Origin of the sequence: Pseudomonas sp. BNK-45 (genome assembly GCF_047456255.1) — a bacterium.
Classification (GTDB): domain Bacteria; phylum Pseudomonadota; class Gammaproteobacteria; order Pseudomonadales; family Pseudomonadaceae; genus Aquipseudomonas.
Genome location: NZ_CP179909.1, coordinates 5,119,100 through 5,140,017, shown reverse-complemented (window position 1 = coordinate 5,140,017; position 20,918 = coordinate 5,119,100). Strand labels below are relative to the sequence as shown.

Annotated in this window: 16 protein-coding genes and 1 pseudogene; 7 read left to right on the top strand and 10 right to left on the bottom strand. The window is 66.6% G+C overall.

The window, feature by feature from the left end; translation table 11 throughout:
* Positions 1-70 precede the first annotated feature (70 nt).
* Positions 71-991, top strand: a pseudogene (locus ACMGG8_RS23120) (cache domain-containing protein); the annotation flags it as partial.
* Positions 977-2,113 carry a methyl-accepting chemotaxis protein gene (locus ACMGG8_RS23115; RefSeq protein WP_414159973.1) on the top strand — a complete coding sequence of 379 codons (1,137 nt, stop codon included), beginning with the start codon at positions 977-979 and terminating at the stop codon, positions 2,111-2,113. The pseudogene ACMGG8_RS23120 and the gene ACMGG8_RS23115, both read left to right, overlap by 15 nt.
* 75 nt (positions 2,114-2,188) lie before the next feature.
* Here the strand turns inward: ACMGG8_RS23115 and ACMGG8_RS23110 are convergent, their stop codons facing one another.
* Both ACMGG8_RS23110 and ACMGG8_RS23105 read right to left on the bottom strand, forming a co-directional pair.
* Positions 2,189-2,644: a hypothetical protein gene (locus ACMGG8_RS23110; RefSeq protein ID WP_414158500.1), complete on the bottom strand. Its 456-nt coding sequence runs from the start codon at positions 2,642-2,644 to the stop codon at positions 2,189-2,191.
* A gap of 32 nt (positions 2,645-2,676) precedes the next feature.
* Positions 2,677-3,594: a LysR family transcriptional regulator gene (locus tag ACMGG8_RS23105; protein WP_060838637.1), complete on the bottom strand. Its 918-nt coding sequence runs from the start codon at positions 3,592-3,594 to the stop codon at positions 2,677-2,679.
* 129 nt (positions 3,595-3,723) lie between these two features.
* Between ACMGG8_RS23105 and ACMGG8_RS23100 the strand changes: the two genes are divergently transcribed.
* Together ACMGG8_RS23100 and ACMGG8_RS23095 are read left to right on the top strand one after the other, a co-directional pair.
* Positions 3,724-5,160, top strand: a complete 1,437-nt coding sequence (locus ACMGG8_RS23100; RefSeq protein WP_414158499.1) for an MFS transporter — start codon at positions 3,724-3,726, stop codon at positions 5,158-5,160.
* A gap of 37 nt (positions 5,161-5,197) precedes the next feature.
* The gene (locus ACMGG8_RS23095) at positions 5,198-6,925 is read left to right on the top strand and encodes an alkaline phosphatase D family protein (RefSeq protein WP_414158498.1); all 1,728 of its coding nucleotides are present in this window, start codon (positions 5,198-5,200) and stop codon (positions 6,923-6,925) included.
* Between the two features lie 7 nt (positions 6,926-6,932).
* On the opposite strand, the gene lysA is transcribed toward ACMGG8_RS23095, so the two are convergent.
* Complete coding sequence (gene lysA, locus ACMGG8_RS23090; protein ID WP_414158497.1) at positions 6,933-8,165, bottom strand: diaminopimelate decarboxylase; 1,233 nt, start codon at positions 8,163-8,165, stop codon at positions 6,933-6,935.
* A 129-nt stretch (positions 8,166-8,294) separates the two neighbouring features.
* Here lysA and ACMGG8_RS23085 point away from each other — a divergent pair, with 129 nt between their 5' ends.
* The gene (locus ACMGG8_RS23085) at positions 8,295-9,218 is read left to right on the top strand and encodes a LysR family transcriptional regulator (protein ID WP_060838641.1); all 924 of its coding nucleotides are present in this window, start codon (positions 8,295-8,297) and stop codon (positions 9,216-9,218) included.
* Positions 9,219-9,274: 56 nt separating this feature from the next.
* Here ACMGG8_RS23085 and ACMGG8_RS23080 read toward each other — a convergent pair whose 3' ends face one another.
* The 3 genes from ACMGG8_RS23080 to ACMGG8_RS23070 are packed head-to-tail and all read right to left on the bottom strand — an operon-like array spanning position 9,275 to position 11,860.
* Positions 9,275-10,453: an acetyl-CoA C-acetyltransferase gene (locus ACMGG8_RS23080; protein WP_414158496.1), complete on the bottom strand. Its 1,179-nt coding sequence runs from the start codon at positions 10,451-10,453 to the stop codon at positions 9,275-9,277.
* 11 nt (positions 10,454-10,464) lie between these two features.
* Positions 10,465-11,124 (bottom strand): CoA transferase subunit B, encoded by a 660-nt coding sequence (locus ACMGG8_RS23075; RefSeq protein ID WP_060838643.1) that lies wholly within the window; start codon positions 11,122-11,124, stop codon positions 10,465-10,467.
* Positions 11,125-11,161: 37 nt separating this feature from the next.
* Positions 11,162-11,860, bottom strand: coding sequence for a CoA transferase subunit A (locus ACMGG8_RS23070; protein ID WP_060841913.1), 699 nt, complete (start codon positions 11,858-11,860; stop codon positions 11,162-11,164).
* Between the two features lie 229 nt (positions 11,861-12,089).
* Between ACMGG8_RS23070 and ACMGG8_RS23065 the strand changes: the two genes are divergently transcribed.
* On the top strand, positions 12,090-12,992 hold the full coding sequence (locus ACMGG8_RS23065) for a LysR family transcriptional regulator (RefSeq protein ID WP_060838644.1): 903 nt from the start codon (positions 12,090-12,092) through the stop codon (positions 12,990-12,992).
* Position 12,993: 1 nt separating this feature from the next.
* Here the strand turns inward: ACMGG8_RS23065 and ACMGG8_RS23060 are convergent, their stop codons facing one another.
* Both ACMGG8_RS23060 and ACMGG8_RS23055 read right to left on the bottom strand, forming a co-directional pair.
* Positions 12,994-13,836 carry an NAD-dependent protein deacetylase gene (locus tag ACMGG8_RS23060; protein ID WP_414158495.1) on the bottom strand — a complete coding sequence of 281 codons (843 nt, stop codon included), beginning with the start codon at positions 13,834-13,836 and terminating at the stop codon, positions 12,994-12,996.
* A gap of 83 nt (positions 13,837-13,919) precedes the next feature.
* Positions 13,920-14,885: a helix-turn-helix transcriptional regulator gene (locus ACMGG8_RS23055; protein WP_414158494.1), complete on the bottom strand. Its 966-nt coding sequence runs from the start codon at positions 14,883-14,885 to the stop codon at positions 13,920-13,922.
* 159 nt (positions 14,886-15,044) lie between these two features.
* On the opposite strand from ACMGG8_RS23055, the gene ACMGG8_RS23050 reads away from it, so the two are divergent.
* The gene (locus ACMGG8_RS23050; RefSeq protein ID WP_414158493.1) at positions 15,045-16,256 is read left to right on the top strand and encodes a CynX/NimT family MFS transporter; all 1,212 of its coding nucleotides are present in this window, start codon (positions 15,045-15,047) and stop codon (positions 16,254-16,256) included.
* On the opposite strand, the gene ACMGG8_RS23045 is transcribed toward ACMGG8_RS23050, so the two are convergent.
* Positions 16,246-17,877: a methyl-accepting chemotaxis protein gene (locus ACMGG8_RS23045; RefSeq protein ID WP_060843173.1), complete on the bottom strand. Its 1,632-nt coding sequence runs from the start codon at positions 17,875-17,877 to the stop codon at positions 16,246-16,248. The two genes, ACMGG8_RS23050 and ACMGG8_RS23045, sit on opposite strands and share 11 nt — an antisense overlap.
* Before the next feature lie 212 nt (positions 17,878-18,089).
* The gene (locus ACMGG8_RS23040; RefSeq protein WP_060838649.1) at positions 18,090-20,315 is read right to left on the bottom strand and encodes an LTA synthase family protein; all 2,226 of its coding nucleotides are present in this window, start codon (positions 20,313-20,315) and stop codon (positions 18,090-18,092) included.
* Positions 20,316-20,918 lie beyond the last annotated feature (603 nt).

Sequence of the window (20,918 nt, the reverse complement as noted above, 5' to 3'; positions counted from 1 at the left end):
CAGCGGCGGATTGTGTGACCTGCGTCACTCTTTGCTCAAGTGATCCATGCTCCTGGTCGATAAGCTCTGAATGCCTATTGATATGGAGTTCGTCATGGCCTTGCTACCGGTTCGTCTGTCTCATCGTTTGACCCTCGGCAGTGTGTTGCTGTTGCTGTTCACGGCGTTGGCGGTTTTTGCCGTGATGACCCTGCGGGGGCAGCCCAGAGTGGTGGAGGCGAGCTCGGCATTGATCGAACAGACCGGCAGCGCCATCGTCCGCCAACTGGCCTTGCAGTTGGCGGGGATCGAGGGCGTGACCGCCAGCATGGCCCACCTGGTGGAAGGGCTGCCCAAGGAGCAGGCGTTGTTCATGGCCACCTTGCCCAAGGTGATCGACCATGAAGGCGACAAGGCGATTGCCGGCGGCGGCATCTGGCCGGAGCCCGATGCCTTCGCGGCGGGCGTCGAGCGCCGCAGCTTCTTCTGGGCTCGCAGCGACGCCGGGCCCCTGGCGTTCTCCGATGACTACAACGCCGCCGGCAGCGCCGGCTATCACCATGAAGCCTGGTACACCGGCGCCCGCAACAGCGCGCCCGGGCGCTGCCTGTGGTCCGAGGCCTATCAGGACCCGGTGACCCGGGTGCCGATGACCACCTGCAGCGTGCCGTATCGCCAGGATGGCCGCTTTGCCGGGGTTGCCACCGTCGACCTGCGCCTGGATGACCTGGCGCGTTTCCTCAAGGAGCAGGGCGCGGTCACCGGCGGTTATGCCTTCGCCCTGGATCAGGCCGGCAATGTGCTGTATTTCCCCGAGGCCCAGGCCGGTGCCGACGGGCAGATGCTCAGCTTCGAGGCCCTGAGCAAACAGCAGCCCTGGCTCCGTCCGGTGGCCGAGGCCCTGGGCAGGGCCGCGGGCAGCCCCGGCCAGGTGCGCAGCCTGGACCTTGAGCAGGATGGTCGGCTGCAGGAAGCGGCGCGGGTCAGTCTGTTCAGCATGCCCGGCAGTGGCTGGACCATCGGCCTGGTGACTCCGGAGCAGAAGGTCACCGGCCTGGCCCGGGCCATGACCACCGAGATCCTGGTGTTTCTCCTGCCATTGCTGGCCCTGCTGTTGTTCTTCGCCTGGCTGGGCGGCCACCGGTTGATTGCCCAGCTGGAAGAAACCACCCGGCAGATCGATGCCCTGGGCAGTGGCCAGGCCAGCGACAACGCCGAACTGCACGTGGCGCGGGCCGATGAGATCGGCGCCTTGCGCGGCGCGGTCAACCGCTACGCCGGACAGTTGCGGCAGATGCTGCAGAAGATCGCCAGCGAAGCCCGGCAGCTGCAGAACGAGGCCGGGCGCCTGGGCGAGTTGAGCGGCACCCTGGCCCAGCGCGCCGAGCAGCAGCGCCAGGAAAACACCCAGCTGGCCACGGCCATTACCCAGATGTCCTCCAGTGCCCTGGAAGTGGCGCAGAACACCAACAACTGCGCCGACACCGCACGCCAGTCCCTGGTGGTGGTGCAGGATGGCCAGCAGCGGGTCGCGGCCAACAGTCAGTCGATCCAGCATTTGTCCACGGAAATGGCCGAGGCGGCGGCGGTGATCCAGCGCCTGGAGCAGGACAGCCAGCAGGTCGGCGCGGTGCTGGACGTGATCAAGGCCATCTCCGAGCAGACCAACCTGCTGGCCCTCAACGCCGCCATCGAGGCGGCCCGGGCCGGCGAGCAGGGCCGCGGCTTTGCCGTGGTGGCGGATGAAGTGCGGACCCTGGCCGGTCGGACCCAGACCTCGGCCAACGAGATCAGCGGCATGATCAGCGACCTGCAGCAGGCCTCACGCCAGGCGGTGCAGGCGATCCAGGCCGGTGAATCGCGTACCCGCGAAGCGGTGGGCGAGGCGTCCGGAGCCTCGGATGCCCTGTCGAGCACGGTCACCAGCTTCGACGATATTTCCCAGCGCGCGCAGCAGATCGCCGTGGCCGCGCAGCAGCAGAGCCATGTGACCCAGGAGATCAACGAACTGGCGGTGCGCATCCACGGCATCAGCGAGGACAACGCCCGGGACGCCCAGGCCCTGGACAAGGTCAGCGAGGCCATGCAGGCCCTGTCCGGACGCTTGTCGCACCTGAGCCAGGGCCACAGATGAAGACTCACTCACCCGGGCCGCCGGCGGTCCGGGTGAGTTTCAACTCCCTCTGCGGGGCGCTGTCGTCGCCCCGATTCAGTGTTGGCTGAACAGCACCAGCTGAAAGTTCAGCAACAGCCCCAAGGCCACCCCGCCAAAACCCAGCAGCCCGCTCGTCAGCGGTTTGCCCGCGGCCCTGTGCGTGGCCAGGAAGCGGGCAATGGCGGCGCCGACCAGCGCACCCGGAAAATCGAACAGATAGAACAGCCAGCCCATGCTGTCGATCGGGGAGGTGATCCACAGGCAGAACAGCTGCAGGTGCGCCGCCAGGGCCAGCGCCACGCCGGTGAACAGCGCCGGGGTAGGGCGGGTGGCCAGCAGCAGTCCGAGAATCAGCCCCTGGGGTAGCCAGTAGGCGGCGAAGTTCTCCAGGAAATAGTCCCACTGCGGCAGCGCCCGGCCGGCCGCCAGCGACAGGCCCCAGAGCAGGGCGGCGATGGCCGGCAGGTATTTGAGGGGAGCAGCCGGTACAGCGGGTGAGGAGGAAGGCATTGCAGGGGCTCGCAGTTCAGGGTGGGTCAGCGCTACTGGGTGTCGCCGAGAGTGGTCGCGGCAGCGCTGCAGATTTCGTGCACGCACTGGCGCAGCCAGCGATGGGCCGGGTCGGCCTCCATGCGCGGGTGCCAGAGCAGGGACACCGTCATCTCCGGCAGCGCCACCGGCAGGCTGAAACTGTGTAGGCCGGCTCGCAGATGACGGGTGTGGTGCTCGGGCACCATGGCGATCAGGTCCGAACCCCGGGCCAGGGCCAGGGCCGCGGAAAAACCGCTGACCAGGGTGATGATCTGCCGCTGCCGGCCCAGGGCCTGCAGGGCTTCGTCCAGGCGGCCGTGGTCATGGCCCTGATGGGACACCAGGATGTGCTGGCCGGCCAGGTAGCGGTCCAGGCTCACCGGGCCGCGGCTCAGGGGATGACCGCTGCGCACCACGCCGATAAAGCGATCGCGGAACAGCGCCCGGGTGCGCAACTCGGGGCTGGTGTCGCTGGCGATCACCGCGGTTTCCAGATCGACGCTGGCCTCGCGCAGGGGCTGGCTGTCGCGATCGAGCTTGGGCACGAAATGCACCCGCACGCCGGGTGCCTGCTGCTGCAGGCGGCAGATCAGCGCCGGGCCGAAGTTCTCGACGAAGCCGTCGCGGCTGCGCAGGGTGAAGGTGCGTTGCAGCTGCCCGAGGTCGATCTGCCGGGCCGGGCGCAGCGCCATCAGGGCCTGCTCCACCAGCGGCCCGACCTGCTGGCGCAGTTCCAGGGCCCGGGGCGTGGGCACCAGCCCGCGTCCGGCGCGCACCAGCAAGGGATCGCCAGTGACCTGGCGCAGGCGCGACAGGGCCCGGCTCATGGCCGAAGGGCTCAGTTGCAGGCGCTGGGCAGCGCGCGCCACGCTGCCTTCGCTGAGGAGCGCATCCAGGGTGACGAGCAGATTCAGATCGGGTGTCGACATGGGCGGAATCTAGCACAGGGCGCTCGCTGACATGGCGTTGCATGCATTCATTCAGTGCAATTGCTGCGTCTTCCGCCTGCTCGGGCCGGGGCATAGGCTGCCGGGCAATGCCTTGATGGAGTCCGTGCAATGTCCCGTCCCGAATCCAATCTTCCCGCGCTTGAGCCCCGGGCGCGCCTGGTCCTGGCCAGCCTGTCGCTGACGATGCTGATGCCGTCGCTGGACAGCAGCATTGCCAATGCCGCGCTGCCGGCGCTGGCCGAGGTGTTCGCCGCCTCCTTCCAGCAGGTGCAGTGGATCGTCCTCGCCTACCTGTTGGTGATGACCAGCCTGATTGCCGGCGCCGGGCGCCTGGGCGACCTGCTGGGGCGACGGCGCCTTCTGCTGGGCGGGATCGTCCTGTTCACCCTGGCTTCCCTGGGCTGCGCGCTGGCCCCCGGCCTGGGTTGGCTGCTGGCGGGCCGAGCCCTGCAGGGGCTGGGGGCGGCGCTGATGCTGGCCTTGAGCATGGCCCTGGTGGGGGATGCCTTGCCCAAGGCGCGCACCGGTGCGGCCATGGGCCTGTTGGGCAGCCTGTCGGCCCTGGGCACCACCCTGGGCCCGTCCCTGGGCGGTCTGTTGCTGGCCGGTGGCGGCTGGCGCTGGATGTTTCTGGTTAATGTGCCGTTGGGACTGCTGGCGCTGGGGCTGGCCTGGCGCAGTCTGCCGCGGGATCGCCGGTCAGCCTCGGTCGCCGGCTTCGACCTGGCCGGCACTGTGCTCCTGGCCCTGAGCCTGGGGGCCTATGCCCTGGCCCTGACCTTGGGCGAACGGCCCTGGGCTGTGCAGAACCTGGGGCTGCTGCTGGTGGCGGCGCTGGGAGGCGGGCTGCTGATGCGGGTCGAGCGCCGGGCCGCTGCGCCGCTGTTGCAGCCGGCCCTGCTGCGCCGACCGGTCTTGCGCAGCGGCCTGATCGGCAGCCTGCTGGTGTCCACGGTGATCATGACCACTCTGGTGGTCGGGCCTTTCTATCTGTCCCGCGGGCTGGGTCTGGACCCCGCCCGGGTGGGGCTGTGCCTGTCCCTGGGACCGCTGGTGGCGGCCCTCGCCGGGGTGCCCGCCGGGCGCCTGGTGGATCGCTACGGCGCTCGCCCACTGTGCCGCCTGGGGTTGCTGGGACTGTTCGCCGGCTGCAGCCTGCTGGCCCTGTTGCCCAGCCATCTGGGGCTGGCGGGTTACCTGCTGCCCATCGCCCTGGTCACCGCCGGCTATGCGCTGTTCCAGGCGGCCAACAACAGCCTGGTGATGCTCGATGCAGCGCCTGCGCAGCGGGGATTGACGGCAGGCTTGCTGAGCCTGTCGCGCCATCTCGGGCTGATCAGCGGCGTGGCCGCCATGGGGGCGTTGTTCGCCTGGGTGGCGCGAGCGCCAACCGCTGCTGGGGCCAGCGTCGAGGCGGTCGTCAGCGGCATGCACTGGACCTACGGCGTGGCGGCGCTGCTGATCCTGCCGGCCCTGGCCATCGCCTGCTCCGACCGGCTGTCAGGGCGGCTCGACGACGCTTGTCGGGCGTCACGCCCGAGCTAGGCTTTGCCTGCACACCCCCACCAAGGAGCAGGTCATCGTGAGCACCCTTCGCACTCCTTCCTTAGGCCCGATCGTCGGGCACACCACCGACACTTCCTGCCGTTTATGGATCGCCGCGTCCGATGCCCTGGACGAGAAGGGCGTGGCGGAGGACATCCGTACCATCGGCGTCATTGGCGTGGTGAGCAGCAACGGCCGGGTCGCGGCGGACAACATCTTCTACTTTCGCTTGCGGCGTGAGTACCACCGCACCGGCACCTTCAATCTCGGGGTCGACACCAGCCTGTGGGGCAACGAGGCCGCGCGCAAGCAGCTCAAGCCCTTTGTGCTGACGCCGGGCACCCGTTACCGGGTGCGCATGGCCTCGCTCAACGTCGATGACGCGGGCAGCAACGATGATGATGTGTCCAGCGAGTCGGTGGTGCAGCGCCTGCCCGATCCCGGGGCCTGGGCCAATGACTTGAACCGCAGCGGGGCCGACAAGATGTACGTCGAGGCCGAGTTCACCACTCGGGCCAGTGCGGTGCCCGGCCAGGCATCGGCCCTGAGCTTCCTGCTGGGCTCCTGTCGCTACCCGGGGCTGCTGTGGAAACGCAAGAACTCCGACACGATCTTCGGGCCGATGCAGAGCGAACACGCCGATGCGCAGATGGTGCTGATGGTCGGCGACCAGATCTACGCCGACCTGTTCAACCGTCTGGTGCCGGTGGGGCTGGCGGACACCTTCGAGGAGTTCGAGGAGCGCTACCACAGCGCCTTCGGCTCACCGAACATCCGCCAACTGCTGGCCCACATGCCCACCTACATGATCCTTGACGACCACGAGATCGAGGACAACTGGACCCAGGACCGGATCCGCAAGGACCGTGACAAGCGCCTGCTGTTCAACCTCGCCATGGGCGCCTACATGAGCTACCAGTGGAGTCATGGGCCACGCTTCGCCGACAGCTATGTCCATAGCCGGGCCATGACCGGCGACGACAAGTACCTGCAGCAGTTGCAGACCAACCAGCTGTTCTATGACTTCTCCTGTGGCCACTACCCGTTCTTCGTCCTCGACACCCGGACCCAGCGCTTTCTCGACGATGTGCCGGACGCCCTGGACGACAACCACCTGCTGGGCCGCCCCTCGCTGCACCCCAGCGAACCGGGTCAGCTCGACCGGCTGTGTGCCTGGTTGCGGCACATGCAGGAGGATCGGGGCAACGTGCCCAAGTTCGTGGTCACTTCCAGCGTCTTCGTGCCCAACGGTGTGGATACCGTGGGCACAGACCCTGATGCCGTGCGCCACAAGAACGACAGTGACTCCTGGTCGGCTTTCCCCACCACGCGCCGCACCGTACTGGAAACCCTGGTCGAGCATCAGGTGCAGAACGTGGTGTTTCTTTCCGGGGACATTCACTGCTCGAACATTTCCCGCTTGCAGTTCAGCGCCGCGGGGCAGGGGTTGAAGTGCTTCGCGGTCACCTCGTCGGCGTTCTACTGGCCCTTTCCCTTTGCCGACGGCGATCCGGCCGGGTACGTGCACGACTCGACGGCACCGCAGACGCCGGACAGCTTTGCGCTCTTCGACGGTACGCAGACCATGGACTACCACACCTGGGCCTTCACCCAGGCGGACAACTTTGCCCGCCTGGACGTGAAGCCCGATCACGCTCAACTGGTGGTGCAGTTCTACGGTGCCGACGGCGAGCCACTGGTGACCCGCAAGCAGGACGACAGCGTGGACAACCAGCCGCAACGGCTGCAGCTGGAGCCCTGGTAGCGGGGCGTTACAGCCCCAGTTCCAGCGCCAGCAGGTCCGCCAGGGGCTGGCGCCGGCGAATCAGCCGTGGCTGGCCGTTGCTGAACAGCACTTCCGGCAGCAGCGGCCGGCTGTTGTAGTTGGAGGACATGCTGGCGCCATAGGCGCCGGTGTCGTGCAGCACCAGCAGGTCGCCAACCTGGGCCTGGGGCAGCAGGCGCGGGGTCAGGCATTCGTCGTCCTGGGTGAAGATGTCGCCGGACTCGCACAGCGGACCGCCGACCACGGTCAGCTGCTGCGGGCGGTCCACCGCCTGGCCGGCGGCGTCCAGCAGGCTCATGCCGTGGTAGGCGCCGTACATGGCCGGGCGCATCAGGTCGTTGAAACCGGTGTCCACCAGCACGAAGTGGTGCTGGCCGGCGGTTTTCACCACCCGCACTTCGCTGACCAGGCAGCCGGCCTCGGCTACCAGGAAGCGCCCGGGTTCGATCTCCATGCGCACGCCGTGGCCCAGGTAGGCCTCGATCTCCTGGCGCGCGACCTTCCAGGCATTGGCGTAGCGCTGCACGTCCACCGGGGTGTCACCGTCGCGGTAGGGGATAGACAGGCCGCCGCCGATGGAAAAGGCCTCGATGTCGTGGTCCAGGGATTTCACCGCCGCCACCATGGCCGCGCCCACTTGCTCCAGGTGGTCGTAATCGACCCCGGAGCCGATGTGCATGTGCAGGCCCACCAGGTGCAGGCCGTGTTGGCGGATCACCGCCAGGGCTTCGCCGACCTGATCGTGCCAGATGCCGTGTTTGCTGTTCTCGCCGCCGGTGTTGGTCTTGCGGCTGTGACCGTGGCCGAAGCCCGGGTTGATCCGCAACCACACCCGGTGCCCCGGGGACTGCTCCCCGAGCTGGCGCAGCATGTCGATGGAGCCGGCGTTGACTTCCACTTGCAGCTCCACCACGCGCTTGAGGGTGGCTTCGTCGAACAGGTCGCAGGTGAAGACGATACCGGCCTCCACCGGGCTGAAGCCGGCCAGTAGGGCACGTTCGATTTCCCCCAGGGAGACGGCGTCGACCCGCACCCCGGCTTCGCGGATCAGGCGCAGCAGGTGCAGGTTGGACGAGGCCTTCTGGGCGTAGCGCACCACGTCGAAGGCCTGCAATTGGGCGATGCGCGCCTGGATGGTGGCGGCGTCGTAGCACCACAGCGGAGTGCCATATTGACGGGCGGCGGCAGCGAGTTGAGCGGGGGCGAAGGGTATGGCCATGGCGATTGCAATCTGTGGTCAGTGAGAGTGGTTGCAGCATGCCGATGATTGGCTATTCAATAAAATATCTATTCTTTGTTGGTCAATTCAGATTTGATATGGACTGGTTGATCGAACGAGCCTCTGTTGATGGACATCTCCCTGCGCCATATCGAAGTCTTCCGCGCCATCATGCAGGCCGGCAGCGTCACCGGTGCTGCACGCTTGCTGTTTACCTCGCAACCCACGGTCAGCCGCGAACTGGCGCGGCTGGAAAGCCTTTCCGGGCTGCGCCTGTTCGACCGCGAAGGCGGGCGCCTGCTGCCCACGGCCCAGGCCCTGCTGTTGCTGGAAGAAGTGGAGCGGGCCTATGTGGGGCTGGAGCGGATCAACAGCGTGGCCCAGTCGATTCGCCGTTTCGAACACGGCCAGTTGAGCCTGAGCTGCCTGCCGCTGTTCTCCCAGACCCTGCTGCCCCGAGTGTGCAAGCGCTTTTTGCAACAGCATCCGGGGATCGGCCTGAGCATCACCGCCCAGGAGTCGCCGCTGCTGGAAGAATCCCTCAGCGCCCAGCGCCATGACTTGGGCCTGACCGAAAGCGAGCACCTGCCCCGGGGCACCCAGGGCGAGTTGCTGTTCTGCGCCGACATGGTCTGCATCCTCGCGGACCACCATCCGCTGCTGGCCAAGCCACGGCTGGCGCTGGAGGACTTTCGCGGCCAGGACTTCATCAACCTCTCGGGCCTGGATATCTACCGGCAGACCCTGGACGAGCACTTTCGCCAGGCCGGGGTCGATCGCCGGGTGGTGGTGGAAACCACCAACGCCGCCTCGGTGTGCGCCATGGTGCGGCAGACACTCGGGGTATCGATCATCAATCCCTTGAGCGCCATGGAGGAGGTCGGGCGCGGTCTGGCGATCCGGCCGCTGGAGTTTTCGGTGCCGTACCGGGTGATGCTGATCCGCCCGGATTACCGGCCGTCATCGAGTTTTGTCGAGGGGTTCTGCGAGTCGTTGCGGGGCGAGGCGGGGCGTCTGGATGAGCAGTTGAGCAGGCTGGTGCAAGCGCTGTAACTGCAACAGCGCCTCTGGTGTGGGAGGGAGCAAGCTCCCTCGCCACGGAGGAAGCGTTAGCGTTCGATGGCCAGTGCCACGCCCTGGCCGCCGCCGATGCACAGGGTCGCCAGGCCTTTCTTGGCATCGCGCTTGAGCATTTCATGCAGCAGGGTCACCAGCACCCGGCAGCCCGACGCGCCAATCGGGTGGCCGATGGCAATCGCGCCGCCGTTGACGTTGACCTTGCTCGCATCCCATTCCAGCTCCTTGCCGACCGACAGCGATTGCGCGGCGAAGGCTTCGTTGGCTTCGATCAGGTCCAGCTGGTCCAGGGTCCAGCCGGCCTTGTCCAGGCAGCGGCGGGTGGCCGACACCGGGCCGATGCCCATGATCGCCGGGTCGACCCCGGCGTTGGCGTAGGCGGCGATCCGGGCCAGCACCGGCAAGCCCAGGGCCCGGGCCTTGCTGGCGCTCATCAGCAGCACTGCGGCGGCGCCATCGTTCAGCGACGAGGCGTTGCCGGCGGTCACCGTGCCGTCTTTCTTGAACGCCGGCTTGAGCTTGGCCAGGGCCTCGGCGGTGGTGCCGGGGCGCGGTTGTTCGTCGGTGGCGAAGCTCAGCGGCTCGCCCTTGCGCTGGGGAATCTGGATCGGCGTGATCTCGTCAACAAAGCGCCCGGCCTCGATGGCCGCTGCGGCTTTCTGTTGGGAGGCGGCGGCGAAGGCGTCCTGGGCTTCGCGGCTGATGCCGTATTTTTCCACCAGGTTCTCGGCGGTGATGCCCATGTGGTAGTCGTTGAAGGCGTCCCACAGGCCGTCGCTGATCATGGTATCGATCATCGGGCTGTGGCCCATGCGCAGGCCGGTGCGGGCGCCGGGCAGCACGTAGTTGGACAGGCTCATGTTTTCCTGGCCGCCGGCGATCATCACCTCGGCATCGCCGCAGCGGATGGCCTGGGCGGCCAGGTGCAGGGCCTTGAGGCCCGAGCCGCAGACCTTGTTCAGGGTCATGGCGGGCACGGCGTGGGGCAGGCCGGCCTTGATCGCGGCCTGGCGCGCGGGGTTCTGCCCGGCGCCGGCGGTGAGTACCTGGCCCATGATCACTTCGTCGACCTGGGCCGGGTCGATGCCGGTCTGGGCCAGCAGCTGGCGGATCACCGCGGCGCCCAGGTCAACGGCGGGAATGCCCGCCAGGGAGCCCTGGAAACTGCCCACGGCGGTACGGGTGGCGGCAACGATGACGACGTCTTGCATGTTGGGGCTCCTCAGGCGAACTGCATTTCAGGCACGTGGTCCGGCACGATCAGCTTGCCGGCGGTCTTGCTGACGATTTCCTCGACGCTGACCCCGGGGGCGCGCTCCTTGAGGATGAAGGCGCCGTTCTCGATCTCCAGGTAGGCCAGGTCGGTGAGCACGCGCTTGATGCACTGGGCGCCGGTCAGCGGCAGGCTGCAGCGGTTCAGCAGCTTGGATTCGCCGTCTTTCGAGGCGTGGGTCATGGTCACGATGATGTTCTCGGCACCGGCCACCAGGTCCATGGCGCCGCCCATGCCCTTGACCAGCTTGCCGGGGATCATCCACGAGGCGATGTTGCCCTGCACGTCCACCTCGAAGGCGCCGAGCACGGTGAGGTCGATATGCCCGCCGCGGATCATCGCGAAGGATTCGGCGGAGGAGAAGATCGAGGCGCCGATGCGCGCGGTGACCGTCTGCTTGCCGGCGTTGATCATGTCGGCGTCGACCTGGTCTTCGGTAGGGAAGGCGCCCATGCCGAGCAGGCCGTTTTCCGACTGCAGCATGACTTCCATGCCTTCGGGGATGTAGTTGGCCACCAGGGTCGGGATGCCGATGCCGAGGTTGACGTAGAAGCCGTCCTGCAGTTCGCGGGCGACGCGCTGAGCCATTTGTTCGCGGGTAAGAGCCATGTTGGTTGTCCTTGTTAGTCGGGCTGGGGAAGGGCGATCACTTGCGCACGGTGCGCTGTTCGATGCGCTTCTCGAAGGTGCCGCAGATGACCCGGTCGACGTAGATGCCGGGGGTGTGGATCTGCGTCGGGTCCAGCTCGCCCGGCTCGACGATTTCTTCCACTTCGACCACGGTGATCTTGCCGGCGGTGGCCGCCAGGGGGTTGAAGTTCTGTGCGGTGTGGCGATAGATCACGTTGCCGAAATGGTCGGCCTTCCAGCCCTTGACGATGGCGAAGTCACCGGTGATGGACTCTTCCATCAGGTAGGTGCGGCCCTTGAATTCGCGGGTTTCCTTGCCTTCGGCCACCGGGGTGCCGACGCCGGTGGCGGTGAAGAAGGCCGGGATGCCGGCGCCGCCAGCGCGCATTTTTTCCGCCAGGGTGCCTTGGGGGGTCAGCACCACTTCGATCTCGCCGCTGAGCAGCTGTTTCTCGAACAGGGCGTTTTCACCCACATAGGAAGCGACCACCTTGCTGATCTGGCGGTCTTCCAGCAGCACCCCCAGGCCGAAACCGTCGACCCCGCAGTTGTTCGACACCACCGTCAGGTCGCGGGTGCCGCGGCGCTTGATCTCGGCGATCAGGTTTTCGGGGATACCGCACAGGCCGAAGCCGCCGGCGATCACGGTCATGCCGTCTTGCAGACCTTCCAGGGCTTCCTCGTAGGACGCCACACGCTTATCGAAACCTGCCATTTGCACCATCCTCTTTCTTGTTCGTTGGCGGCTGGCCAGCCGTTTGCGGATCAGTGTTGCGCTGCGGGATTGATTTGTTAAGTTGATTTTTAAGGTTGATTGATTTTAAAAACAGCATAATCAGCTCCAAGCTCCAAGCTCCAAGCTCCAAGCTCCAAGCTTGAGGCTTGAGGCTTGAGGCTTGAGGCTTGAGGCTTATAGCTTGCCGCTGCCCTCCCTAGGATGAGAGATGACGGTTAAACAGATACGGGCCTTTCTGGCGGTGGCCCACAGTTTGAGTTTTGCCCTGGCCTGTGAGCGCCTGCACTTGTCGCAGTCGGCCCTGAGCCTGACCATCAAGGCCCTGGAAGAAGGGCTGGGCGGGCGCCTGTTCACGCGCAATACGCGCAATGTGGCCCTGACCCCGGAAGGCGAGGCGCTGCTGCCCCTGGCGCGACGGCTGATCGCCGATTGGGACAACGCCGAGGACGAGCTGCGCCAGCGTTTCACCCTGCAGCGCGGGCGGGTGACGGTGGCGGCCATGCCGTCCTTTGCCGGCAACCTGCTGCCGCCGATCCTCAAGCACTTTCGCGCCCGTTACCCCCAGGTCAACGTCACGGTCAACGACGTGGTCAACGAGCAGGTGCTGGAGATGGTCCGCGACCGCGAGGTGGAGCTGGGGGTGGCCTTCGAGCCTCAGGACAGCAGCTCCCTGCTGTTCACCCCGCTGTACGTCGACCGTTTCGTGGCCGTGGTGCCCCAGGATTCGCCCCTGGCGCAGCGCAGCCGCATCGACTGGCGGACCTTGCTGCAGGAGCCCTTTATCACCCTGCAGCGGCCATCCACGGTGCGGGTGATGCTCGAAGACCACCTGCGGGCCCGGGGCGTGCAGTTGCCGGTGGAATTCGAAAGCCATCAGTTGGCGACCGTGGGGCGCATGGTCGCCAGCGGCCTGGGCGTCAGTGCCGTGCCGGCCCTGTGTGCCCAGCACATGCGCGAGTTGGGCGGACACTGCCTGACCCTGGACGACCCGGTGGTGGAGCGGGCCATCGGTATCCTGACCAAGCCTGGGGAAGAGCTGTCCACCGCGGCCCAGGCGCTGTTCGACATCCTGCGCCAGGAGAACCTCGGTGAGCGCCTGGGCGCTGCCTGATTCAACCCAGCAGGCGCTCGGCCAGGAGCGGCAGGAGCTGGTCACAGGGCTCGCCGAACTTGAGGTCCAGCAACTCGTCGGCGCGGGTCTTGCCGAAGTTGATGGCCAGCAGCGGCTTGCCCTGGTCCGCCACGGCGCGGCACAGGCGAAACGCCGAGTAGGCCATCAGCGATGAGCCCACCACCAGCAGGCCGGCGGCCTCGTGCACCGCATTCAAGGCCCGGGCGGCGGTGATCTGGGCCACGTTCTCGCCGAAGAACACCACGTCGGGCTTCAAGCGGTCGCCGTCGCAGTAGGGGCAGCGGGGCACCTGGAAGCGTTCCTCGAAGGCCGGGTCCAGCAGGGTGTCGCCATCCGGTGCCTGCACCGCGTCGACCCCGGCCAGGTACGGATTGAGTGCCTGCAACTGCTGCTGGATGGCATCGCGCTGGCTGCGTTGGCCGCAGTCCAGGCACAGCACCCGGTGCAGGCTGCCGTGCAGCTCGATGACGTCCAGGCTGCCGGCCTGATCGTGCAGGGTGTCGACATTCTGGGTGATCACCCCGGCGATGCTTCCTGCCGCCTGCAATTGCGCCAACGCCTCGTGCGCAGCATTCGGCCGGGCCTGGCGGATGCGCGGCCAGCCGAGCATGGCCCGGGCCCAGTAGCGGCGCCGGGCTTCGGCCTGGCCGAGGAACTCCTGGTACATCATCGGCTGCTTGCCGCGGCGCACGCCGTCGTTGTCGCGGTAGTCGGGGATGCCCGACGGGGTGCTGATGCCGGCGCCGGTAAGGACCATGAACGGCTTGCCGTGCATGGCGGCGGCGAGTTGTTCGAGCGGTGGGGCAGTAGGGCGGTCGATCATGGGCTGCACTCGTTTCCAGTGACCAGGGACGCCTACCAGAAATAGACGCAAAGCCTTCGCGGCGCCAGTGTCTTACCCGTGGTTCAGCGCCGGGTGCCGAACACCGACTTGGGTGACTTGCCATAGAACCGGGTAAAGGCCGCGCTGAAGTTGCCGGGAAAGCGGTAGCCCACCTGATAGGCCGCCTGGGCCACCTGGCAGCCGCCTTCCAACAGGCGGTGGGCATGGCCCATGCGGATTTCCAGGAGCATGCGCTGCGGCGTGGTGTGGTAGTGCTCGCGCAGGCCCTGCTTGAGCTTGAACTCGTTCAGCCCCACAGCGGCGCACAGATAGGCCACGCTCAAGGGCTGGTGCATCTGCTCGAACATCAGGTCGCGTACCCGCTGCAGCCGTTCAAGATCGGCGGCCTTCAGGCGCCGGCCCGGGGCGACAGGGGCGGGGGGCAGGGCCTGCAATTGCAGGGACAGCAGGCTCAGGGCGTGAATGTGCAGTTCCAGCGTCGCTGGCTGCTGCCGGCCCCAGGGTTGGGCCAGGGCACTGAGATGGCCGGCACTGGCCCGGGAGGTGGGCCCGCAGGCCAGTAATTGCACGGCGTCCTGGCCCAGCAACTGGCGAGCCCGGGTGGGGCCCAGGTACTGCTGGAGCAGGGTTTCGCCCACCAGCAGGCGCAGTTGCTCCACCGTTTCATTGGCGCCATATCGGCGTTCGCCGCGGCTGGCCTGGAAGGCGCTGACGCTGGTGTGCCCGGCGCGAAACACCAGGCTTGAACCCTTGGCGTCGAGGTAGCCCGAGGTGCCTTGCAGGGCGCAGGTGATCACCATTAGACGGCCGGCGTGGCAGCTGCTGGCCTCTTCGATCAAGGGGCGATTGGGGTGGTAGCGCGAGCGCACCAGGGTCAGGTCCTGGGCCAGGGGCAGGCTGTCGCTGTAGCAATCGCCCAGGGCCTGGGGCAACTGCTGGCGTGACCCGCCGCCCGGGGCCTGGCAGTGCTCGCGTGGTGCGTGGCACGGCAAGCGATAGGACTGGGAAGAACCGGGTGCAACGGCCATGTTCGCGCTCCTGCAATGGATGTTCTGCGTTTGCCATGGGAATGGATCCGTTTCCCATATGAACACGCATGATAAGCATTCTCGCTAGAAAGTAAGCTGTTTCCCAAGCAGGGGCGAGCGTCGTCACCCGGCGGCGCGCCACCTGCCACGGAGCAAGGGATGAACCCTCAGAGCTTGAAAAACGCCAGTCCCCGGGGGCTCTGGCTGCGTACGGTGCTGGTGTGTGCCATGGGCCTGCCGATGCTGATCTTCTATGCCATCGGCGCCCTCGGGCCCTTGCTGATCGCCGATCTTGGGATTGCGCCCCACTGGCTGGGCTGGCTGCTGACCAGCGCCTTTGGTCTGGCGGCATTGCTGTCCCTGTGGGCGGGGCCGCTGGCCAGCCGACTCGGCATCCGCCGGGGCCTGGCCTTGCTGTTCTGGGCGACCCTGGCGGGGTATGGCCTGCTGGTCAGCTTGCCGGGCTTTGCCGGGGCGCTGCTGGCCCTGGCGATCTGCGGAGTGGCCCAGGCCCTGGCCAACCCGGTGACCCAACTGCTGGTGGCCGAATGTGTCGAGGCCCGCAGCAAGGCCGCGGTGGTGGGGCTGAAACAGTCCGGGGTGCAGTTGTCCGCGCTGATCGCCGGCCTGTTGCTGCCGCCTCTGGCCGGGTCCCTGGGCTGGCGCGCTGCCCTGGCCTGCCTGCTTGTGCCGACATTGCTGCTGGCCCTGTGGGGGCCCAGGGTGGCGCCGGACAGCGCCGTGGGCAAGGCCGTGAGCCTGACGATACCCCGGCCCAATTCACGGCTGACGCTGCTGCTCAGCGTGCAGCTGTGTGTCGGCCTGGTGCTTTCGTCCTTCGTGACCTTTCTTGGGGTATTCGCGGCCCGCCAAGGAGTGACGGTCGGCGAGACCGGGGCCATGGTCGCCGGGTTCGGGGTCATGGGCATCCTGGCCCGAACCCTGCTGACGCCATTGGCGGCCCGCATGGCCGAGGAGTCCTGGCTGCTGCTGACGCTGATGCTCCTGGCCAGCCTGGCCCTGGCGGTGACTGCCCAGGCCACGCCTCAGGCGCACTGGCCCTTGTGGTTCGGCGCTCTGGGCATGGGGCTGAGCGCCGTGGCCACCAACGCCATCGCCATGAGCATGCTGCTGCGCGATCCGGCCTTTGGCAGCCCGGCCTGCGCCTCGGGTCTGCTCTCGACAGGCTTCTTCGCCGGGTTCGCCCTGGGTCCGGTGCTGTTCGGCGCCGTGCAGCAGGGCGCGGCGGATTTTGCCAGCGCCTGGCTGATGCTGATCGCGGTCCTGCTGCTGGGTGCGGGGCTGAGTCTGATGCTGGTGCGTGCCCGAGCGCTTGAGTCGGGCAGTGCCAGCGCCAGTCCTAGAGCCTGAACACACTCACCTGCTGTTCCAGGTTCTGCGCCAGTTGCTGCAGGGAACGGGCGGTTTCGCTGGTTTCCTCCACCGCCTGGCTGTTCTGCTGGGACATCTGGGCGATGCGCTCGACATTGCGCGCCACATCCTGGCTGGCAGCGGTCTGCTCCCGCAGGGCCAGGGAAATCTGGTCCACCACTCGCACCACGTTGCCAGACGAGGTGCGGATATTGACGATGGCCTCACCGGCCTGCTGGGCCAGTTCGACGCCGCTTTTCACCTGATTGACCCCCACGTCCATGCTGCTCACCGCCTCTCGGGTGCCCAGCTGGATCTTGCCGACCATCTCGGTGATTTCCTGGGTCGAATTGGCGGTGCGCTGGGCCAGCAGGCGCACTTCATCGGCCACCACGGCGAAGCCGCGCCCCTGTTCCCCGGCCCGGGCGGCTTCGATGGCCGCGTTCAGGGCCAGCAGGTTGGTCTGCTCGGCAATGCCCTTGATCACCCCGACGATGCTGGAGATCTGCTCGGCGTGCTGGCCCAGTTCACCGATCTGGGAGGCCGAGGCCTGCACCGTCTCGGCGATCAGGCGCATGCTGCCCAGGGTGTCCTGGATCACGCTGCCGCCTTCCTCGGACTGGCGCCCGGACTCGCTGGACAGGGCGTGGGCATCCCCGGCGTTGTCCGCCACGTGGTTGATGCTCACGGTCAGTTCTTCCACCGTGGCCGCCATGGAGGAGGCCGAGTGGGACTGCTCCTGGGCCGAGGCCGAGAGCTGCAACGAGGCGCTGGAAATGCTCTGGGAGGCGCTGACCAACTGGTCGGCCCCCTGCTTGATCTGGCTGATCATGCTCCGCAGGCGCTCCTGCATGGCGGCGAAGGCGTGCAGCAGGTTGCTCACCTCATCACGCCCGCTGGCGCTGATGCTGCTGTCCAGACGGCCGGCGGCGATGGCCTTGGCCACGTCCACCGCCTGGCGTAGGCGCCCGACCAGGGTGCTGGACAGCGACCAGGCGACCAGCATCGCCAGCAGCGCCGCCAGCAAGCCGCCGCCGATCAGGATGGCCAGGGCCGAGGCCTTGGCGTCGTCCATGGCCTGGCTGCGGGCGTCCTGCAGGCTTTTTTCCGCGTCGCGCAATTCATCGGTGAGCTGGCGCATGGCGTCCATCTTGGCCTTGTCGCGACCGGCGCTGATCTGTTCGGCCATGGCGGTGGCCGGCTGGCTGCCGGCGTTGATCGCCCGGCGCAGGGCCAGGTTGGCCTGGACATCGTCGCGCAGCCACTGGTCATGCAGGGCCTTGAGTCGCTCCAGGCGCGCCTGCTGCTCGGGATTGTCGGCGGTGCTGTTCTTGATCCGCGCGTAGTCCTCGGCAAAGGCTTTCTCGCCTTGCTCCAGGGGTTCGAGGAAGCTGTCGCGGCCGGTCAGGGCATAACCGCGCATGCCGGTCTCGACATTGATCAGGCTGCGCAGCAAGGCGTCGGACTGGCTCAGGACCTCGTAGCTGTGGATGTTGCTTTTGACACTGCTGCTGACTTGATCGAAGCCGCGCAGGGCCGCCAGCACCAGCAGCAGGAGGATCAGCAGGACGACGCCGAAACCGGCATAGAGCTTTTGCGAAATGCTCAGATTGGAAAACATAGGAAGGACCGCTCCTAAACCGTTGACTGAATGCTTCACAGGGCTGTGTCTCGACGAGGCAGCGTGATAGCTCAATGATGTTCAAATGACATCAACGGTCCGACTTTTCCTGTACAAAAAAAGTTTCATGTACAAGAAAATATTTTTGCGGGGCTTGTAGAAGGGGGCATCGAGCGTCACCCGAAAGGGCGCCGCTCGATGCTTGGCGGGGCTCAGCTGGAGTGGGCGTTGCTGTCGTCCTCGGGCTCGACGCTCTCGGTCTGCCCCGGCAACTCGGTGATCACGCTGAAATCGCTGACTTCCACTGCGCCCAGGCCATAGCCCAGCAGGTGGAAGGAGAAGGCCTTGCGGGTTTGCGGGTTGTCGAAGCTGAAGTCCATCTGCAGTGGCTGGTCGGGCGTCACCAGCATTTCTTCAGGCAGGCCCAGGGGCACATCCTGCTCCAGCTCCTTGCCCTTGAGCAGGATGTAGGCGTTCTGCTGCGGGTCGGCGGAGCGCACGGTGAAGCGCACCCGGGTCTGCGAGCCCTTGGGCATTTCCAGGTACTGGGCGCCGATCAGGTTGTCGGCCCAGTCATCCTTGATCTGCGCCTTGAGCGGGATGATTGCCGGGCTGCCGAACTGATAGTGCTGGTTCAGCGGCGACTGCAGCAGGCTGCGGTCCAGGTGCGTGGCCCGGGCGCTGATCTGCCGCGCCCGCTGACCGCCGTACTGGCCCTGCAGGCTGGCGCTGTCGGCGATGAAGCCGGTGCTTGAGTAGTAGCGGCAGCGCTGCTGGAAGTCGCACTCGGTGAAGGTGCCCTGGCCGTCGTGGTAACGCAGCTTGCCGTTGGTGTAGGACATGATTTCCCGGCCCTGGGCATAGTCGCGGAACAACGAGCGACCGCTGAGGCTGGCGGGCACCGGCAGGCCGAAGTAGTCGAGCACCGAGGCGCTGAGGTCGACGTGGCCGTAGGTCCCGGACTTGAGATGGGGCAGCAGGTCCTGGTCCGGGGCCAGCATCAGGTTGAAGCCCCAGGACGAGGCCAGGCGCACGCCGTCGATGCCGTGGGACTCATCGGAGGTGATGATCACCAGGGTGTCCTTGAGCACGCCCTTGCGCTCCAGCCCCGTGAGGAACTGGTCGATGGCGTCGTCCAGGTAACCGACCGCCGCCTGCTTGGGCGTGTCATAGCGCTCCAGGTAGTCCTCAGGGGCCGAATAGGGCTGGTGGGTGCCGACGGTCAGCAGGGTGAGCATCCATGGCTGTTTTTTCTTCTTCAACTGATCCACGTAGCTCAGGGCGCCTTCGAAGAAGGCCTTGTCGTCCTTGCCCCAGGGGAATTCCAGGTAGTTGTCGTTCTTGAACCACTCCAGGCCATGGGTCGAATCAAAGCCGATGTGCGGCATGATCTTGTCCTTGGCCATGAAGCGCAGGCCGGCGCCCTGCAGGTAGTGGGTGTTGAAACCGAACTTGTGCATCTGCGCCGGCAGGCAGGCCTGGTTGCGCTGGCTCTGGGTGAGCATCTCGACGCCCTTGGGGGTGCCGTTGTCGAGCTTGTCGTAGTCGCCGCAAAGCATGGCGTACAGGCCGCGGATGGTCTGGTGGCTGTGCAGCACGTAGTCCGGGGTGTTCATGCCGCGCTCGGCCCAGGCGCTGAGCTTGGGCATCAGGTCTTCCTGGTAGCGGCTGTTCAGGGCCTCGCGGTTGGTGCGGATATAGGCCCCGGGAATGCCTTCCAGGGTGATCAGCAGCACGTTGCGCGCGCGACCGGCGCTGGGCAGCAGGGGTTGGCCTTCAAGGTCCAGCCGGGTCAGGCCGGTCATCACCGGCGGCACGTCGGCGACATCGCCTTGCAGCCAGTCTTCGATGCGCATCTGCGCCTGGCCGGTGGCGGTGGCCAGGGCCTGGTGGGGCAGGTTGAACAGCTGCCACTGGTCGGCTTCGCTGGGTTTCAGGTACTGGGTGGTGCCATGGACCAGGAGCAGCCCCAGCGGCAGGGCCCACAGCGCCCGTGGCAGGGCCGGGCGTCGCACCCCGCGACTGCTGCGCTGGACCACCAGCCACAGCACCAGCCCCAGCAGCAGGGTCAGCCCCAGCTCGGGGTGGGTCAGGCCGCCGCCGGTGGAGTTGCCGACAAATTGCGGATCCACCAGGTAATGCAGGTCGGCGAGGTTGGGCATGCGCCCCACGGCGCTCACCAGCTCGGCGCTGACCAGGGTCAGGAGTGCCCAGACCAGCAGCACCGGCAACGCCAGCCACCAGCGGCGGCGATACAGCAGCAGGGTCAGCAGGCTGGCGCTGGCCAGGTCCGACAGATAGCCCAGCGGGTGGGACCAGCCCAGGGCCAGGCGCGCGCCCATCGGCACCAGCAACAGCAGGCCGAACAAGGTGCACAGGGGAGCAAGAGGGTGTTGTAGGCAACGACGGATCAACTTCACAAATAACCTGCCTGTCATCAAAGCTTCACGCAAATGTGCGCAATGGTAACAAGAGCGACAGCTCAGACGTTTCTTATTAGTGGGGGGAATTTATTTCCAGGCGGCCTGAGAATTGGCCTGGATAGGCTCAAGACCGGGCTGAAGGCCCGTATTCAGGTGTCTTATTGCGGCTGCGGCCGAGTCTGATGGTGGCGGGATTTACTATTTCAGGGTGTTAAAAAGCCGCCGTCTACGGATCAGCTCTGAAGCGCAGGTGACCGTATGGGCGATGCAAGGTTTGCGGGCCTGTTCGCCGGCAAGCCGGCTCCTACGGGAATATCGCGCGGTGTCAGGGCGACCGTAGGCGCTGGCTTGCCAGCGAAGGCGTTGCCATGGACGGTGCAAGGCTTGCGGGTCCTTTCGCCGGCAAGCCGGCTCCTACGGGAATATCGCGCGGTATCAGGGCGACCGTAGGAGCTGGCTTGCCAGCGAAGGCGTTGCCATGGACGGTGCAAGGCTTGCGGGCCCTTTCGCCGGCAAGCCGGCTCCCACGGGAATATCGCGCGGTGTCAGGGCGACCGTAGGAGCTGGATTGCCAGCGAAAGCGTTGCCATGGACGGTGCAAGGCTTGCGGGCCCTTTC

Coding starts and splice junctions, on each gene's coding strand:
- ACMGG8_RS23115 (WP_414159973.1), top strand. CDS start 977: ATGCCCGGCAGTGGCTGGACCATCGGCCTGGTGACTCCGGAGCAGAAG.
- ACMGG8_RS23110 (WP_414158500.1), bottom strand. CDS start 2,644: ATGCCTTCCTCCTCACCCGCTGTACCGGCTGCTCCCCTCAAATACCTG.
- ACMGG8_RS23105 (WP_060838637.1), bottom strand. CDS start 3,594: ATGTCGACACCCGATCTGAATCTGCTCGTCACCCTGGATGCGCTCCTC.
- ACMGG8_RS23100 (WP_414158499.1), top strand. CDS start 3,724: ATGTCCCGTCCCGAATCCAATCTTCCCGCGCTTGAGCCCCGGGCGCGC.
- lysA (WP_414158497.1), bottom strand. CDS start 8,165: ATGGCCATACCCTTCGCCCCCGCTCAACTCGCTGCCGCCGCCCGTCAA.
- ACMGG8_RS23085 (WP_060838641.1), top strand. CDS start 8,295: ATGGACATCTCCCTGCGCCATATCGAAGTCTTCCGCGCCATCATGCAG.
- ACMGG8_RS23080 (WP_414158496.1), bottom strand. CDS start 10,453: ATGCAAGACGTCGTCATCGTTGCCGCCACCCGTACCGCCGTGGGCAGT.
- ACMGG8_RS23075 (WP_060838643.1), bottom strand. CDS start 11,124: ATGGCTCTTACCCGCGAACAAATGGCTCAGCGCGTCGCCCGCGAACTG.
- ACMGG8_RS23070 (WP_060841913.1), bottom strand. CDS start 11,860: ATGGCAGGTTTCGATAAGCGTGTGGCGTCCTACGAGGAAGCCCTGGAA.
- ACMGG8_RS23065 (WP_060838644.1), top strand. CDS start 12,090: ATGACGGTTAAACAGATACGGGCCTTTCTGGCGGTGGCCCACAGTTTG.
- ACMGG8_RS23060 (WP_414158495.1), bottom strand. CDS start 13,836: ATGATCGACCGCCCTACTGCCCCACCGCTCGAACAACTCGCCGCCGCC.
- ACMGG8_RS23055 (WP_414158494.1), bottom strand. CDS start 14,885: ATGGCCGTTGCACCCGGTTCTTCCCAGTCCTATCGCTTGCCGTGCCAC.
- ACMGG8_RS23050 (WP_414158493.1), top strand. CDS start 15,045: ATGAACCCTCAGAGCTTGAAAAACGCCAGTCCCCGGGGGCTCTGGCTG.
- ACMGG8_RS23045 (WP_060843173.1), bottom strand. CDS start 17,877: ATGTTTTCCAATCTGAGCATTTCGCAAAAGCTCTATGCCGGTTTCGGC.
- ACMGG8_RS23040 (WP_060838649.1), bottom strand. CDS start 20,315: ATGACAGGCAGGTTATTTGTGAAGTTGATCCGTCGTTGCCTACAACAC.